This window comes from Pseudomonas bharatica CSV86 (assembly GCF_000319305.2).
GTDB classification, from domain to species: domain Bacteria; phylum Pseudomonadota; class Gammaproteobacteria; order Pseudomonadales; family Pseudomonadaceae; genus Aquipseudomonas; species Aquipseudomonas bharatica.
Genome location: NZ_AMWJ02000001.1, coordinates 1,971,946 through 1,988,296 on the forward strand (window position 1 = coordinate 1,971,946; position 16,351 = coordinate 1,988,296).

The following is a 16,351-nucleotide window of genomic DNA, read 5'->3' on the forward strand; positions in this document are numbered from 1 at the left end:
ATCAAGGAGTGAACCATGAAACCGCAACTGAATCGCTTCGTTTTTGCCGGCATCGGGCTGTTGCTGGCTTCCCAGGCCCAGGCGGCCACGGTCACCGGGCAGATAAACGCCTCGCTGGTGCTGATCTCCAGTTGCCAGGTGAACGGCTCCACGGCCACCACCGGGTCAATTTCGGCGCCCTGAACTTCGGCACCCAGACGGCGTTGTTCACCACGGCGGGCGCCCAGGTGCTGGCGGGTGGTGGCGGGGCGATGAGCATTCTCTGCTCCAATGGCGCGATCCCGGTGATCAAGATCGGCGCCGGCGCCCATGACGGCGCATCCACCGGCGGTACCCGCGCACTGGCCGACGGCTCGGGCAATTCGGTGCCCTATGACTTCTATTCCGACTCCGGGCTGACCACCGTGATACCGATCAACGGCACCATTACCCTGCCCACCAGCAGCGGTACGCCGCAGACCGTCAACCTGTACGGCAAGGCCGTGGGCAAGGCCGGGCTGCCCCCGGGCACCTATACCGACACCGTGGCGGTCGAGCTGAGTTTCTGAGCCATGCACGGGCGCCTGGCGCTGGCCCTGGCGCTGCTCGCCGCGGCAGCGCCGATACCCCTGGATGCGGCCACCAGCAGCACCTTCCTGGTCAATGCGACCGTGCAGGCCGGGTGCCTGGTGGTTGGCGGGGTGACCAACTACGGCAACCTGGCGTTCGGCAGCTATTCGGCATTGTCCACCGCCGCCGTGACTACCCAGCTCGGTGGTACCACCGTGACCCTGCAATGCACGCCTGGCGTGACGCTGAGCATGAAGATCGGCGGGGGGCAGAACAACAACGGGGTGCGCAACCTCAAGCGCAGCACCGGCAGCAACCTGGTGGCCTACCAGTTGTACAGCGACGCCGCCTTCAGCCAGGTGCTGGGCATCGACCAGACCGTCACTGTCAGCTATGCCGATCCGACGGCCATCAAGCTGCCCGTGTATGCCCGGGCGCAACTGACCGGAGCGCTGCCCGCGGGCAGCTATAGCGATGTGCTGCAGGTGACCTTGACCTTTTGACGGCGTACACGCCGGTATTGCACGACCACCACGAAGGAGAGCGGGATGTTCAGGGAGAGGGCGAGGCTGGCATTGGGGCATTGCTGCTGTGGGCCGGAGCGACGTCGGCGGCGACATCGGTGCTGATCTGGCCGATCGACCCGGTGATCGAGGCCGAACAGAAGGCCGGCGCGTTGTGGCTGGAAAACCGCGGCAACGAGGAAGCCAACCTGCAGGTGCGGATCTTCGCCTGGCGCCAGGGCGGGTTCGACGATCAATACCAGAACCAGCGCGACATCATCGGCAGCCCGCCGCTGGCGAAGATCGCGCCGGGGCAGAAGCAGCTCATCCGCCTGACCCGCACCGGTACCTCGCCGGTGGGCCAGGAGCAGGCCTACCGCATCATCATCGATGAAATTCCTCCGGCCTTGCCGCCCGACACCGCCGACAAGCCCCAGGCCGCGATCCGCTTCCAAATGCGCTATTCGGTGCCGCTGTTCGTCTACGGCCAGGGCCTGTGGGGCAAGGCCGACCCCAGCGGGCAGCGCAGCGACGCCGGGGTCGGCAAGCCGCAACTGAGCTGGCGCCAGGTATCGGCGCAGGGGCGCTCCTGGGTGGAGATCCGCAATACCGGTCCGGTTCATGCGCGCCTGACCGATGTGGTGATGCAGCAGGGCGGGCAGAGCCGGCCGCTGGTGGAAGGGCTGCTCGGCTATGTGCTGCCGGGCGCGACCATGCGCTGGCCGGCGCCACTGCAGGCCTCGGCGTCTACCGCGCTCAAGGGACGGATCAATGGCGGTGACGCGGCGCAAACCATAGCCCAGGGCCAGTGAGCCGGGTGGACAAAGGATGAACCTCGGGCCAGGGAGCACCCGACGATGGCGGGGAAAGGTGCGTGAAGGGATTGACCACGGATTCCTGCCCGCTGTTGCTGGCGGGTGGCCTGGCGTGGTGCCTCGGTGCCACGTCGTGGGCCGGCGAGCTGCCGCCGCCGCCCTCTGCGCAGGAGGCGATCAGCGATGCCGAGCTGTATCTGGAACTGGTGGTCAACCAGATGAACAGCGGTAACGTGGTGGTCGTGCACCAGCGTTCCGGGCGCTTCTACGTGGCGGCCAGCGACCTGCGTGCCGTGGGTATCGACTTCCCCGTGCCGGTGCCGGCAGAGGTCGCGCTCGATAGCGTCGCCGGCCTGCACAGCGACTACGACAGCCAGGCCCAGCGCCTGATGCTCCAGGTCCCGCCGGCCTGGCTGCCTGGCCAGCGCATCGGCAACCGCTCCCTGGGCCCGGGCGGCCAGGCCAACAGCAGCTTTGGCGCCTTGCTCAACTACGATGCCTACCTCAACGACACCGACGATATCGGCAGCAGCCTGTCGGTGTGGAACGAGCTGCGGGTGTTCGACGCCTGGGGGACGTTCTCCACCACGGGCCAATGGCGCCAGCAGATCAGCGGGCGCAACTACGCCGACAACCAGCGTGGCTTCCTGCGCTACGACACGACCTTTCGCTACACCGACGAGGAGCGCCTGCTGACCTTCGAGGCGGGCGACGTGATCAGCGGCGCGCTGCCCTGGACCAGCTCGGTGCGCCTGGGCGGGGTACTGCTATCGCGTGACTTCTCGGTACGCCCGGACCTGGTCACCTATCCGCTGCCGGCCTTCGCCGGCGAGGCGGCGGTGCCGTCGTCGGTGGACCTGTTCATCAACGGCTACAAGAGCGCCAGCGCCGACCTGCAGCCCGGGCCCTACACCCTGACCAACGTGCCCTATATCAACGGTGCCGGCGATGCGGTAGTGGTGACCACCGATGCTCAGGGGCGGCAGGTGTCCACCACCTTGCCGTTCTACGTCACCAGCACCTTGCTGCAGAAAGGCATGAGCGATTTCTCGGTGGCAGCCGGTGCCTTGCGACGCAATTACGGGATCAGCGATTTCTCCTACGGCAAGGGCCTGACCTCGGCCAGCCTGCGCTACGGCATCAGCGACAGTTTTACCCTGGAAACCCACGGCGAGGCGGCGCAGTCCCTGGCCCTTGGCGGGATCGGCGGCAATCTGCTGGTGGGCACCTTCGGGGTAGTCAACGCCGCGGTCAGCCAAAGCACCTTCGATAGCCGCAGCGGCCAGCAACTGAGCCTCGGCTATCAGTACAACAGCCAGCGCATCGGCTTCAATTACCAGCGCCTGGAGCGGTATGGCGACTACGCCGACGCCTCGTTGCTGGACAGTCCCTATGCCCGCCTGAGCCAGCGCAGCGAGCAGGTTACCCTCAGCCTCAACCTGGAACGCTACGGTAGCCTCGGCGCCGGCTATTTCGACGTACGCGCCGGCGACAACTCGCGTACCCGCCTGGTGAACCTGAGCTGGAGCAAGTCGCTGTGGGGCAATACCAGCCTGTACCTGTCGGCCAACCGCGAGCTTGGTGGCGAGCAGTGGGCGACCCAGGCGCAACTGGTGATTCCTTTCGACCTGTACGGCACCCTCAGCCTGAGCACCGAGCGCAACCAGAGCGGCGAGAATGTCCAGCGGGTCAATTACAGCCGCGCGGTGCCCAGCGATGGTGGCCTGGGTTACAACCTCGGCTACGCCAGCGGCGGCGACCAGTCGGCCTATCGCCAGGCCGACCTGACCTGGCGCTTGCAGTCGGTGCAGCTCCAGGCCGGCACCTATGGCACCAGCCAGGCCATGACCCGCTGGGCCGATGCCAGCGGCTCGCTGGTGTGGATGGATGCCGGCGTGTTCGCCGCCAACCGGATCGATGATGCCTTCGTCGTGGTCAGTACCGAGGGCTTCGCCGATGTGCCGGTGCGCTACGAGAACCAGAACGTCGGCCGTACCGACAGCAAGGGGCACCTTTTGGTGCCGTGGAGCAGCGCCTACTACCGCGGCAAGTACGAAATCGACACCTTGGAACTGCCGGCCAACGTGCGCGCGGAAAACGTCGAGCAGCGGGTAGCGGTACGCCGTGGCGCCGGGTACCTGCTGAATTTCCCGCTGAACCGGGTACGCGCGGCGAGCATCGAGCTGGTCGATGCCAGTCACCAGGACCTGCCGTTGGGCAGCCAGGTCCGCCATCAGCAGACCGGCGCTGCCGCAGTGGTCGGGTGGGACGGACTGGTCTATCTGGAAGGACTGGCCGAGGACAATACCCTGGAGGTACGGATCGCCGGCGGCGGCACTTGCCTGGTGCATTTCAGCCTCGACGCCGGTCAGGACGATGTGCCGCTGCTCGGCCCGCTGGTGTGCAAATGAAACGCCTGCTGCCGATGCTGGTGCTGCTGTTGCTTGCCGAGCCCGTGCAGGCGCTGTGTTCGGTGGTGCAGGCCGGCAATGTGGCGTTCGGCAGCGTGGCCTCCACTACGCTGGCGTCCACCGTGCAATCCTCGTCCAGCACCAATGCCGGCCTGCGTTGCAGTGGCTCGCTGGTGACGCTGTTGCGCAGCGATGACTTCTTCAAGGCCACCTTCACGCCGACCGGAGGCACCACCGGCCTGGTCGGGCCCACCGGCGACGTCATCCAGTACACGCTGTATGCCGACAACACCACGTCCTACCCGATCACCCGCGGCCAGCCCTTCGATTTCGCGCGCAACGGCATCCTCGATGCGCTGGGGATCCTCGGCAACGTGGTGCCGGCGACCATACCGGTGTACCTGCGGACCCTGACCGGAAGCAACGTCGCCGCCGGCAACTACTCGGAAACCTTCACCGTGTTCTGGAACTGGGACTATTGCTACGGCATCGGCGTCGGCGGTTTGTGCGTCGGGCGCCAGACCCTGACCGGCAGCACCACCATGACCGTGACCCTGACCGTCACCGCCGATTGCCAGATCACCACCCCGGCAATCAACTTCGGCAGCGCTCCGGTGGTGAGCGGGTTTTCCACGGTGAGCCAGAGCGTCAGCCTCAACTGCACCAAGGGCAGTGCCTATACCGTGGGCCTGAATGACGGCCTGTATGTGTCGGGCGGGCGCCGGCGCATGAAGTCGCCGGCCAACAATTACCTGGCCTACGACATTTTCAAAAGTGCCGGTACCGTGCGCTGGGGTTCGCTGACCAGCGCGCGTCGCTCCGGCAGCGATGCCGATATCAACCCGGGCAACGGCACCGGCACGGGCAGCCAGGTGTTCAACTACAACGCCAGGGTCTACACCGACCAGGCCACGCCGCCGGCGGGGGCGTACCAGGATAGCGTGATCCTGGATGTGGCTTTCTAGACAGCTGCAAGCACGACGCGCACCCTGTGGGGGCACCCGCGATTGCGATGGTGAATTCACTGCCGCAATCGCTGGCAAGCCAGCTCCCACAAGGGGCAGCTCAGAACCCTGTGGGAGCTGGCTTGCCAGCGATAGGGCATCAGCCTCACCCTGGATCCGGCGATGTACCCGGCCCCTGTGGAAGCGGGTTTATCGGAACGCCGAACCCCCACACAAGGTCCCAGCAAGTCAAAGAGTTGTGTTTTGTTCTACAAGAGCTTAGCCAGCGCCTTCAACGCAATTCGTGGACCATCTGCCCGACCGCATCCAGCACCGCCGATGCCAGTTCCTTGGAGCGCTTGCCCGACCAGCCGGTGGCCGGGTTCGGTGCGTCGTCGTGGTCCTTGAATGGCATTTCCAGGGTCAGCGACAGGCAGTCATGGGCCTGGCCCACGGCATTGCAGGCCAGGGTCATGTTGGCCTGGCCCGGTGCACTGCGGGGATAACCATGCACATCCTGGAAGTCCCGGGTCAGCGCGCACAGGGTTTTGCGGAAACGCTCCTCCAGCGCGGCGATACGCGGGGTGTAGCCCGGGTTGCCCTCGCAGGCGGCAGTGAACACGTGGGGAATCTCTTCGTCGCCATGGACATCGAGGAACAGGTCGACTCCATGCAGCTTCATCTGCTGCTGGGCGAACAGTACCTCGGGGGTTTGCTCGCTGCTTGCATCCTGCCAGGCGCGATTGAGATCGAAGCCTTTGGCGTTGGTGCGCAGGTGACCGTGGAAGGCGCCGTCGGGATTCATGTTGGGGATCAGGTACAGGTCGGCGGCGCTCAGTAGTTGTTGCAGGCCGGCATCGTTGTCGGCGACACGGTCGATCACACCTTCCATGAACCACTCGGCCATGTGCTCGCCGGGATGCTGCTGGGCGATGATCCATACCTTGCGCTTGCCCGCGGCGCCGTCACCGACCCGCAACAACGGAATATCGCGGCCTTCGACACTGCGCCCGGTGGCCAGCAGGCTGACACCCGGCAGATGCCGGGCACGCTCGATCAATTGATTGTGGCGAGCCCGCGAGTAGGGCTCGAAGTAGGCGAACCAGGCCTGCGGCTCCTGGGCTTCGAGGCTGAAATGCAGGGCCTGGCCATCGAAGCGTGACGGAACACGGAACCAGTTGCGCTGATCGTAGGAGGCGACGGCGTGGTAACCGTCCCATGCCTTGTTGTAGGAGGACTCGCCGGCATTCTCCAGGGTGAAGGCGTGGGTCTGGCCGGGCGTCAGGCCGCTGGCCTTGAAGTGGAACCATTGGAAATGCGCGCTGGCGCTGTCGGGGCGGATCGCCAGGCGCACCTGGGCGGGATTGCTGGTGTCCCGAACGAGGATGTTGCCGGAGTCGAAGTCGCTGTCGATGCTCAGTGCGGTCATTGGCCTGGGTCCTTTGCAGAGTTGTTGTGGGCAACAACTCTACACAACCCGGTCAGTACCAGAAACCCAGGGCCAGCACGGCGGCCAGGCCAAGACCCATGGCGACGGTGCAGCCACCCAGGGAAAACGCGGCCCGGGTCTGCCGGTACCAGAGGTTTTCGCCCAGCGCCCGGGCCGGCGCCAGCAGGCTGCGCCAACGCAGCTCGGTGGCGTGGAAGGCCGCCAGGTGCTCCGGGTCGGCGTCCAGCCAGCGACGGAAATCGATGCGCTCGCTGGCGGTGATCAGCGGACTTTGCAGCCGCACATACCACTGGCCGGCAGCACGGGCGAGCGGAGCAGGGGCGGGCAGGGTGGCCTGCAGGGCCTGGTTCATATGACGCTCGACGCTTGCGTCGGACAGGTCCAGGCGCCTGGCGATGACCGCGTAGGTCAATTGGTCGAGGCGGCTCAGCAGGAATACCTGCTGAACCCGGCGTGGCAGCGCTTTCAGGCGGTGCAGCAGCGCGAGTTCGGCGGTGTCGGCGGGTTCGGCGTGATGGTCCAGTGGCAGCAGCAGACGGGTCATGGTTCCAGCTCCTTGCGGTGGAAACGGAGGAGGGAGGTAGGGGGCATCTTCCATGATGCGGTTGAGAGCTTAGTCTTAACGAGATTGATTCTCAAGTGCTAATTTCAGCAAAGGCCAGCCATGGGCTTATCACAGGGATGGTCCTTTGATATCATCGCCACATTCAGCAACACATCGCCTTCATTAGCCTGAAGAGCCCAAAAAAAAGACCCGGCAAAAAGCCGGGTCAAAAACCGTGATTAGCCTGATGAGGAGATAATCTGGAGTCCGACCTAAGGGCTCCGGGTTATCCAACCAGTCTCGCGACCAGTTGCGATCAATAATAATCGTTCTCATTTTCAAGTCAAATGAATTTTCGGTAATTCTCCGAAAATTCTTTCTTCCCGTGCCTGGAGTCCAGGCAATCCGGGCCCTCACGCTGTTGTTATTCCTTCCTTTCCTCGTCTTTCGGCATGCGGCTGTGGCTGTGGTCGATCATCGCGCGTGCGAGGTTGATCAGGTGCATGGACATCAGCATCTGGTCCTGGGCCTTGTCCCGGGCGATCTGTGCGGCCTGGTAGGCAGTGCCCGAGGCGCAGCGCAGCAGCCACGCCGCCTGCTCGGCGGCGGCCTGTGGCGACAGGTCGTCGCGCGCCACCACCAGCTGCATGTCTTCCAGTCCGGGCGCGTTCTCCGGAGCCGGGTTGAAGTAATAATCGAGGGCACGGCGCGAGGAGTCGCTGTCCAGGTGGCTGGAGGTACTGGCACTCATGAGGAGGGTCTTCCTTGGGGTTGTGGAGAGGCACGGGGAAATATAGTACCTGGTGTATTTTTTACAGCGTTTTAAATACTACAATTTGTGTATTGAGCGAGAATGGGCAGTCCGTATCGTGCCTGCGATGGAAAAATGGATCGCACTAGTCAAAGATCGGATGCGTGAACTCAAGCTCACGCAAGAGAAACTGGCCGAACGCGTCGGGGTCACCCAGGGCTGCGTGGGCCTGTGGCTGCGTGGTGAGCGGGAGCTGACCCTCACGCGCATGAACCGTGTGCTGGTAGCACTCGAACTGCCCCACATGAGCATGAAGGCTACCCCGGACTCGGAGGAGGAGCCGGCCAACTATGGCCTGCCGATGACCTTCCGTTATCCGCAGTCGGATTGGGTCGTGCTGACGGATGTTGCCGAGGATGCGCCGGTGGCCGAGGAAATCACCGACTACAAGGCCCAGGGCAAGGCATTCTGGCTGCGGGTCGAGGGCGATGCGATGACCGCGCCGGCTGGCTTGAGCCTCTGTGCCGTATGCTGGTCCTGGTCGATCCGGGGGTGCAGGCGCAGGTCGGACGCCTGGTCATCGCCCGGGTACCGGGCCACTCCCAGGGCGTGTTGCGGCAGTTGGTGGTGGAGGAGGGGCAGCGCTTCCTCAAGCCGCTCAATCCGACCTATCCGATGATGCTGTGTGGCGAGGACTGCGAATTGCTCGGGGTCGCCATCCAGGGCGGGATTCGCTTCTGAACCTAGGTCAATGAAAACGGCGCCTCCGGGCGCCGTTTCTGTTTTCAGCTTCAAGCCGCAAGCCATAAGAAAAAGCGGCTACGACACCACCTGCTTTTCCTTGCAGCTTAAAGCTTGCAGCTTGTAGCTAAGAATTCACTCCTCCAACGCCACCAACACACTCCCTTCACTGACCATCTCGCCTTCCTGGCAATACAGCGTCGCCACCGTGCCGGCGTGGGGGCGCGGATGCTGTGTTCCATCTTCATGGCCTCCAGCACCACCAGTTGGGTTCCGGCCTCGACCACCTGCCCAGGCTCCACCAGTACGCGTACGATGCTGCCGTTCATCGGCGCCGTCAGGCCGCCCTGGTGGCCATGACCGGCTTCGGCCTCGGCGATCGGGTCGAAGGCCTGGACCGCATGCAGCTCGCCGTCCCAGCGCAGGTACAGCGTGTCCCCCCGGCGGATCGCCTGGTACTGGCGACGCACGCCGTTGTCGTCGATGCGCAGGCATTCGCCGTCGAGGTTGAATAGCGAGGGCGCGGTTCGATCCAGCCCCAGCGCCTGCTGCTGGCCGTTGCTGCTCAGGTGCAGGCTGATGTGCGCCGGAACGCCGGCGCGCAAGCCCTGCCGGGAAGCCCACGGCGAGACGGCATCGTCACCGCGCACGTTGGCCGCCAGCCCCTGCACCCAGGCCTCTGCCGCGGCCTGCCAGAAGCCGGCGGACAGGGCGCCTGGTGGTGGCAGCAGATCGTCGTGGTAGCGCGGGATAAAGCCGGTATCCAGCTCCGCCGCCGCAAACGCCGGATGGGCGAGGATCCGCCTCAGGAAACCGATATTGGTCTTCACTCCGCCAATGGCGAACTCGTCCAGCATCGCCAGCAGGCGCAGGCGCGCTTGCTCGCGGTCCTCGCCCCAGGCGATCAGCTTGCCCAGCATCGGGTCGTAGAACGGTGATACCTGGTCGCCCTCGGCGACCCCGCTATCGACGCGGCGACCATCGCCTGCCGCGCTTTCCCGATACAGCGCCAGCCGGCCGGTGGCGGGGAGGAAGTCATTGGCCGGATCCTCCGCATACAGCCGCACTTCGATGGCATGGCCGATCAGGGGCACCTGCTCTTGGTTGATCGGCAGGGCCTCGCCGCGGGCGACGCGGATCTGCCAGGCCACCAGGTCAAGGCCGGTGATCGCCTCGGTCACCGGATGCTCCACCTGCAGGCGGGTGTTCATCTCCATGAAGAAGAATTCACCGCGGGCATCCAGAAGGAATTCCACCGTCCCCGCACCGACATAACCAATGGCCTGGGCCGCGCGCACCGCTGCCTCGCCCATGGCTCTGCGTTGCTCGACGCTGAGGCCCGGTGCCGGGGCTTCCTCGACCACCTTCTGGTGGCGACGCTGGATCGAGCAGTCGCGCTCGTTGAGATACAGGCAGTTGCCATGCTGGTCGGCAAACACCTGGATTTCCACGTGGCGCGGCTTGAGCACGTACTTTTCCACCAGCATCCGCGCATCGCCGAACGAGGACTGTGCCTCGCGCTGTGCGGAGGCCAGGGCTTCGGCCAGCTGGCTTTCCTGCTCGACTACCTTCATGCCCTTGCCGCCGCCGCCGGCAGTGGCCTTGAGCAGCACCGGGTAGCCGATCCTTTCGGCCGCGGCGCGGAAGGTTTCCAGGTCCTGGGCCTCGCCGTGATAACCCGGCACCAGGGGCACCCCGGCGGTTTCCATCAGCGCCTTGGCCGCCGACTTGCTGCCCATGGCCTCGATGGCGCTGGCGGGCGGGCCGAGGAAGATCAGCCCGGCGTCCTCGATGGCCTTGGCGAACCCGGCATTTTCCGAGAGGAAGCCATAGCCGGGATGGATCGCCTGGGCGCCGCTGGCCTTGGCCGCGGCGATCAGCTTGTCGATCACCAGGTAGCTTTCCGCCGGCTTGGCACCGCCAAGATCGACGCGAATATCGGCTTCGCGGCTGTGGCGCGCTTCACGGTCCACCGCGCTGTGCACGGCGACGGTGGTCAGGCCCAGGGATTTTGCGGTACGCATCACCCGGCAGGCGATCTCGCCACGGTTGGCGACCAGCAGGGTGGTCAGCTCGGGACGGCTCATGGGCGGGGCTCCGTGGTGGATGAAGAGGAGGATGGGGCGGCCTGCCAGGCCGGTTGGCGTTTTTCCAGGAAGGCGCGCAGGCCTTCCTGGCCTTCGCCGCTGACGCGGATCCGGGCGATGGCGTTCTCGCAGTAGCGACGCAGGGCCGGGGTCAGTTCACCGGGGCCGACCTCGCGCAGCAATTCCTTGCTGGCACGCATGGCCTGCGGGCTGTTCTGCAGCAGGTTGACGATCCAGTCTTCCACGCGCTCGTCCAGCTCGGCCGCCGGATAAGCCTCCGCCAGCAGGCCAAGCTCGCGGGCACGGATACCGCTGAAGCGCTCGGCGGTCAGGGCGTAGCGACGTGCGGCGCGTTCGCCCATGGCCTGGACCACGAACGGGCTGATCACCGCCGGAGCCAGGCCGATGCGCACTTCCGACAGGCACAGTTGCGCCTCTTCGGCACCGATGGCCATATCGCAGCAGGCGATCAGGCCCAGGGCGCCACCGAAGGCCGCGCCCTGGACTACCGCCAGGGTCGGCAGCTTCAGGCGCGCCAGGTTGTACATCAGTTCTGCCAGCTCACGGGCGTCATCCAGGTTGCTCTGGTAATCCAGGGCCGCGCTTTGCTGCATCCAGGCCAGGTCCGCACCGGCACTGAAATGCCGGCCCCGGCCACGCAGAAGGACGAAGCGCAGGCTGGCATCGGCGGCCAGTTCATCGAGGGCGACGATCAGCTCGCGGATCATCTGCGCATTGAAGGCGTTGTTCTTGTCCGCGCGGCTCAGCCACAGGGTGGCGAAGCCGCGCGGATCCTTGATCAGTTCGAGGGTGCTGAAGTCGGTCATCGGTCACATCCGGAAAATGCCGAAGCGGGTGGCTTCGATCGGTGCGTTGAGCGAAGCGGACAAGGCCAGGGCGAGGATCTCGCGGGTCTGCGCCGGGTCGATGACGCCGTCGTCCCAAAGACGCGCGCTGGAATAGTAGGGATGGCCCTGGTGTTCGTACTGGTCGAGGATCGGCTGCTTGAGCCTGGCCTCGTCCTCGGCGCTGAAGACCTGCCCGGAACGCTCGCTCTGCTCGCGCTTGACCTGGGCCAGCACCCCGGCGGCCTGCTCGGCGCCCATCACGCCGATCCGCGCATTCGGCCACATCCACAGGAAGCGCGGGTCGTAGGCTCGCCCGCACATGCCGTAGTTACCGGCACCGAAGCTGCCGCCGATGATCACGGTGAACTTCGGAACCCTGGCGCAGGCCACGGCGGTGACCAGCTTGGCGCCGTGCTTGGCGATGCCGCCGGCTTCGTACTTCTGCCCGACCATGAAGCCGGTGATGTTCTGCAGGAACAGCAGGGGAATACCCCGCTGGCAGGCCAGTTCGATGAAATGCGCGCCTTTCTGCGCGGCTTCGGCGAAGAGGATGCCGTTGTTGGCGAGGATGGCGATCGGGTAGCCGTGCAGGTGGGCGAAGCCGCAGACCAGGGTGGTGCCGAACAGCGCCTTGAATTCATCGAACACCGAGCCGTCCACCAGACGCGCGATGATCTCGCGCACATCGAAGGGTTGCTTGGCATCTGCCGGCACTACGCCATACAACTCCTCCGCGGCATACAGCGGGGCAATCGGCGTACGCACCTGCAGTTCGCCCTGCTTGTGCCAGTTGAGGTTGGCCACGCAGCGGCGGGCAATCGCCAGGGCGTGTTCATCGTTGTCGGCATAGTGGTCGGCCACGCCACTGGTCTTGCAGTGCACGTCGGCGCCGCCCAGGTCTTCGGCACTGACCACCTCGCCGGTGGCCGCCTTCACCAGCGGCGGGCCGGCGAGGAAGATGGTGGCCTGCTGGCGGACCATGATGGTCTCGTCGGACATCGCCGGCACGTAGGCGCCACCGGCGGTGCAGGAACCCATGACCACGGCGATCTGCGGGATGCCCTGGGCACTCATGTTGGCCTGGTTGAAGAAGATCCGCCCGAAATGCTCGCGGTCGGGGAAGACTTCGTCCTGGCGCGGCAGGTTCGCTCCACCGGAGTCCACCAGGTACAGGCAGGGCAGGCGGTTCTGCTGGGCGATGGCCTGGGCGCGCAGGTGTTTCTTCACGGTCAGCGGATAGTAGGAGCCACCTTTCACCGTGGCGTCGTTAGCGACGATCATGCACTCGACGCCTTCGACCCGGCCGATGCCGGCGATCACGCCGGCGGCGGGGACCTCTTCGCCGTAGACCTCATGGGCCGCCAACTGGCCGATTTCGAGGAAAGGTGAGCCCGGATCGAGCAGACGATCGATACGCTCGCGGGGCAGCAGCTTGCCGCGCGAGGTATGGCGTTCCTGGGCCTTGGCCCCGCCACCTTGTTGCACCTGGGCGAGGAGGGTGCGCAGGGCCTTGACCTGTTCCAGCATGGCCGCGCTGTTGACGGCGAAGTCCGGGGCGCGGGTGTTCAACTGAGACTTGAGAATCATTGTTGGTCCTCGGCGGCTTCCGTGGGAAGCCGCAAGAAGGTAGCGGAAGCGAGGCGGCGTTTCAGCGGGTCTCGTTAAACAGCTCGCGGCCGATCAGCATGCGGCGGATCTCGCTGGTACCGGCACCGATCTCGTACAGCTTGGCATCGCGCAGCAGGCGGCCGGCCGGGAATTCGTTGATGTAGCCATTGCCACCAAGGATCTGGATCGCCTCCAGGGCCATCTGCGTGGCGCGTTCGGCGGTGTAGAGGATCACTCCGGCGGCGTCCTTGCGCGTGGTCTCGCCACGGTCGCAGGCCTGGGCCACGGCATACAGGTAGGCACGGCTGGCGTTGAGCTGGGTGTACATGTCGGCGATCTTGCCCTGGATCAGCTGGAACTCGCCGATGCTCTGGCCGAACTGCTTGCGGTCGTGGATATAAGGGACAACGAGGTCCATGCAGGCTTGCATGATCCCGGTAGGGCCGCCGGACAGCACCACGCGCTCGTAGTCCAGCCCGCTCATCAGCACCTTCACGCCACCGTTGAGCTGGCCGAGGATGTTTTCCTCCGGCACCTCGACATCGTCGAAGAACAGTTCGCAGGTGTTGGAACCACGCATGCCCAGCTTGTCGAACTTGTTGCTGCGGCTGAAGCCCTTCCAGTCGCGCTCGACGATGAACGCGGTAATGCCGTGGGGGCCCTTTTCCAGGTCGGTCTTGGCGTAGATCACGTAGGTGTTGGCGTCCGGGCCGTTGGTGATCCAGGTCTTGCTGCCGTTGAGCACGAAGCGGTCGCCGCGCTTGTCGGCGCGCAGTTTCATCGACACCACGTCGGAGCCGGCATTGGGCTCGCTCATGGCCAAGGCGCCGACATGCTCGCCGCTGATCAGTTTCGGCAGGTACCTGGCTTTCTGCTCGTGGTTGCCGTTGCGGTTGATCTGGTTCACGCACAGGTTGGAGTGGGCGCCATAGGAGAGGGCGACCGAGGCCGAGCCACGGCTGATTTCCTCCATGGCCACCACATGGGCCAGGTAACCCAGGCCGGCACCGCCATATTCTTCACTGACGGTCACGCCGAGCAGCCCCAGGTCGCCGAACTTGCGCCACATATCGGCAGGGAACAGGTTGTCGTGGTCGATCTGCGCGGCGCGCGGTGCCAGTTCGCTGGCGACGAAGGCCTGCACCTGCTCGCGCAGCATGTCGATGGTTTCACCAAGGGCGAAGTTCAGGGAGGGATAAAGCATGCTCGGGCACCTTCTATTGTTTGTTCTTGGATGGGGCGGAGTCGCAGGCGTGCGGATCCTGGCGCTGGGCGCGATGTCGATTTCACCTTTACGTTAACGTAAACCTGAGAAAGTGCAGTGTCAATCGTCAACGTGACCTTTACGTTAACGTTAATTTGGGCGAGAGTATTTCCCGCCCCGATCAGCTCCCAGAACAACCACAAAAAGGGAACGTCATGAATCAACCGAGCTATACCCAGGGTCGCCAGGACAAACCCTTGCTGGCCATGACCATCGGCCAGGCCTTCGACCGCACGGTAGCGCGCTTTGGCGATCGAGAAGCGCTGGTGGTCCGTCATCAGCAGGTGCGCTATAGCTGGGCGCAACTGGCCGCCGCCGTCGACCTGCATGCCCGTGCGTTCATGGCCCTGGGCCTGAAGACCGGCGACCGCCTGGGAATCTGGGCGCCGAACTGCGCGCAGTGGTGCATCGCCCAGTTCGCCAGCGCCAAGGCCGGGGTCATCCTGGTCAATATCAACCCGGCGTATCGCACCAGCGAGCTGGAGTACGCGCTCAGGCAGTCCGGCTGCCAATGGTTGATCTGTGCCGGGGCATTCAAGAGTTCGGATTACCATGTCATGCTCGCCGAGCTGCTGCCGGAACTGGCCCACCAGGCGCCGGGACAGCTCGCCTGCGAACGCCTGCCCGACCTGCGCGGGGTGATCAGCCTGGCCAGCGAGCCGCCACCCGGCTTCCTGGCCTGGGAAACACTGGGCGAGCAGGGCGCCAGGGTCGGGCTCGATGACTACGTTGCCCGCCAGCAAAGCCTGCAGTTCGACCAGGCGGTGAACATCCAGTACACCTCCGGTACCACCGGCTTCCCCAAGGGCGCTACCCTCAGCCACTACAACATCCTCAACAACGGCTACATGGTCGGCGAGAGCCTGGGCCTGACCGAGCATGACCGCATGGTGATTCCGGTGCCGCTGTACCACTGCTTCGGCATGGTCATGGGCAACCTCGGCTGCATGACCCACGGCAGCACCATGATCTACCCCAACGACGCCTTCGACCCGGCCCTGACCCTGCAGGCCGTGGCCGAGGAGCGGGCCACCGCGCTGTACGGCGTGCCCACCATGTTCATCGCCGTGCTCGACCAGCCGCAGCGCGCCGACCACGACCTGTCCTGCCTGCGCACCGGGATCATGGCCGGGGCCATCTGCCCGATCGAGGTGATGCGTCGGGTAATCAACGAACTGCACATGAGCGAAGTGCAGATTGCCTACGGCATGACCGAGACCAGCCCGGTGTCGCTGCAGACCGGCCCGGACGACGAACTGGAACTGCGCGTGACCACGGTCGGGCGAACCCAGCCGCAACTGGAGAGCAAGATCATCGACGAGCATGGCTGCGTGGTGCCGCGCGGGCAGATCGGCGAGCTGTGCACCCGAGGCTATAGCGTGATGCTCGGCTACTGGGGCAACCCTGCGGCCACCGCCGAAGCCATCGATCCGGCGGGCTGGATGCACACCGGCGACCTGGCGAGCATGGACGAACAGGGTTATGTGTGCATTGCCGGGCGCAACAAGGACATGATCATCCGTGGCGGTGAAAACATTTACCCGCGGGAACTGGAGGAGTTCTTCTTCACCCATCCGGCGGTGGCGGATGTCCAGGTGATCGGCATTCCCGATGAGCGCTATGGCGAGGAGATCGTCGCCTGGATCAAGTTCCATCCCGGGCACAGCGCCACTGATGTGGAGCTGCAAGCCTGGTGCAAGAACCGCATCGCACACTTCAAGACCCCGCGGCATTTCCGTTTCGTCGAGGAATTCCCCATGACGGTGACGGGCAAGGTGCAGAAGTTCAGGATGCGCGAGATCAGTATCGAGGAGCTCAGGCAGAACTGAGTTGTTC

General features: G+C 64.9%; 13 protein-coding genes and 2 pseudogenes. 8 read left to right on the forward strand and 7 right to left on the reverse strand.

Annotation, left to right across the window (positions count from 1 at the left end):
• Positions 1 to 15: 15 nt before the first annotated feature.
• From CSV86_RS08650 to CSV86_RS08670, 5 genes and pseudogenes are all read left to right on the forward strand, one after another.
• A pseudogene (locus tag CSV86_RS08650) lies at positions 16 to 548 on the forward strand (Csu type fimbrial protein).
• A gap of 3 nt (positions 549 to 551) precedes the next feature.
• A complete protein-coding gene (locus CSV86_RS08655; RefSeq protein WP_009406566.1) occupies positions 552 to 1,052 on the forward strand; it encodes a Csu type fimbrial protein in 501 nt (166 codons plus the stop codon).
• Between the two features lie 71 nt (positions 1,053 to 1,123).
• Positions 1,124 to 1,864, forward strand: a complete 741-nt coding sequence (locus CSV86_RS08660; RefSeq protein ID WP_170394726.1) for a fimbrial biogenesis chaperone — start codon at positions 1,124 to 1,126, stop codon at positions 1,862 to 1,864.
• Between the two features lie 71 nt (positions 1,865 to 1,935).
• Positions 1,936 to 4,278, forward strand: a complete 2,343-nt coding sequence (locus CSV86_RS08665) for a fimbria/pilus outer membrane usher protein (protein ID WP_009406564.1) — start codon at positions 1,936 to 1,938, stop codon at positions 4,276 to 4,278.
• The gene (locus CSV86_RS08670; protein WP_009406563.1) at positions 4,275 to 5,243 is read left to right on the forward strand and encodes a Csu type fimbrial protein; all 969 of its coding nucleotides are present in this window, start codon (positions 4,275 to 4,277) and stop codon (positions 5,241 to 5,243) included. Before CSV86_RS08665 ends, CSV86_RS08670 begins: the two co-directional genes overlap by 4 nt.
• Before the next feature lie 271 nt (positions 5,244 to 5,514).
• Here the strand turns inward: CSV86_RS08670 and CSV86_RS08675 are convergent, their stop codons facing one another.
• From CSV86_RS08675 to CSV86_RS08685, 3 genes are all read right to left on the reverse strand, one after another.
• Positions 5,515 to 6,651: a M14 family metallopeptidase gene (locus CSV86_RS08675; RefSeq protein ID WP_009406562.1), complete on the reverse strand. Its 1,137-nt coding sequence runs from the start codon at positions 6,649 to 6,651 to the stop codon at positions 5,515 to 5,517.
• Between the two features lie 52 nt (positions 6,652 to 6,703).
• Positions 6,704 to 7,216 (reverse strand): sigma factor-like helix-turn-helix DNA-binding protein, encoded by a 513-nt coding sequence (locus tag CSV86_RS08680; protein ID WP_009406561.1) that lies wholly within the window; start codon positions 7,214 to 7,216, stop codon positions 6,704 to 6,706.
• A gap of 424 nt (positions 7,217 to 7,640) precedes the next feature.
• On the reverse strand, positions 7,641 to 7,967 hold the full coding sequence (locus CSV86_RS08685) for a hypothetical protein (RefSeq protein WP_009406560.1): 327 nt from the start codon (positions 7,965 to 7,967) through the stop codon (positions 7,641 to 7,643).
• Between the two features lie 160 nt (positions 7,968 to 8,127).
• Here CSV86_RS08685 and CSV86_RS33000 point away from each other — a divergent pair.
• Positions 8,128 to 8,208, forward strand: a pseudogene (locus CSV86_RS33000) (Cro/Cl family transcriptional regulator); the annotation flags it as partial.
• Between the two features lie 287 nt (positions 8,209 to 8,495).
• On the forward strand, positions 8,496 to 8,708 hold the full coding sequence (locus CSV86_RS33005; protein ID WP_311985802.1) for a S24 family peptidase: 213 nt from the start codon (positions 8,496 to 8,498) through the stop codon (positions 8,706 to 8,708).
• Positions 8,709 to 8,815: 107 nt separating this feature from the next.
• Here the strand turns inward: CSV86_RS33005 and CSV86_RS08695 are convergent, their stop codons facing one another.
• From CSV86_RS08695 to CSV86_RS08710, 4 genes are all read right to left on the reverse strand, one after another.
• The gene (locus CSV86_RS08695; protein WP_376699738.1) at positions 8,816 to 10,795 is read right to left on the reverse strand and encodes an acetyl/propionyl/methylcrotonyl-CoA carboxylase subunit alpha; all 1,980 of its coding nucleotides are present in this window, start codon (positions 10,793 to 10,795) and stop codon (positions 8,816 to 8,818) included.
• Complete coding sequence (locus CSV86_RS08700; RefSeq protein WP_009406557.1) at positions 10,792 to 11,622, reverse strand: gamma-carboxygeranoyl-CoA hydratase; 831 nt, start codon at positions 11,620 to 11,622, stop codon at positions 10,792 to 10,794. The genes CSV86_RS08695 and CSV86_RS08700 overlap by 4 nt, the downstream gene beginning before the upstream one ends.
• A 3-nt stretch (positions 11,623 to 11,625) precedes the next feature.
• Positions 11,626 to 13,230 carry a carboxyl transferase domain-containing protein gene (locus tag CSV86_RS08705; protein ID WP_009406556.1) on the reverse strand — a complete coding sequence of 535 codons (1,605 nt, stop codon included), beginning with the start codon at positions 13,228 to 13,230 and terminating at the stop codon, positions 11,626 to 11,628.
• 61 nt (positions 13,231 to 13,291) lie between these two features.
• Complete coding sequence (locus tag CSV86_RS08710; protein ID WP_009406555.1) at positions 13,292 to 14,455, reverse strand: isovaleryl-CoA dehydrogenase; 1,164 nt, start codon at positions 14,453 to 14,455, stop codon at positions 13,292 to 13,294.
• A gap of 215 nt (positions 14,456 to 14,670) precedes the next feature.
• On the opposite strand from CSV86_RS08710, the gene CSV86_RS08715 reads away from it, so the two are divergent.
• Complete coding sequence (locus tag CSV86_RS08715) at positions 14,671 to 16,344, forward strand: AMP-binding protein (RefSeq protein ID WP_009406554.1); 1,674 nt, start codon at positions 14,671 to 14,673, stop codon at positions 16,342 to 16,344.
• The last annotated feature ends 7 nt before the right edge of the window (positions 16,345 to 16,351 follow it).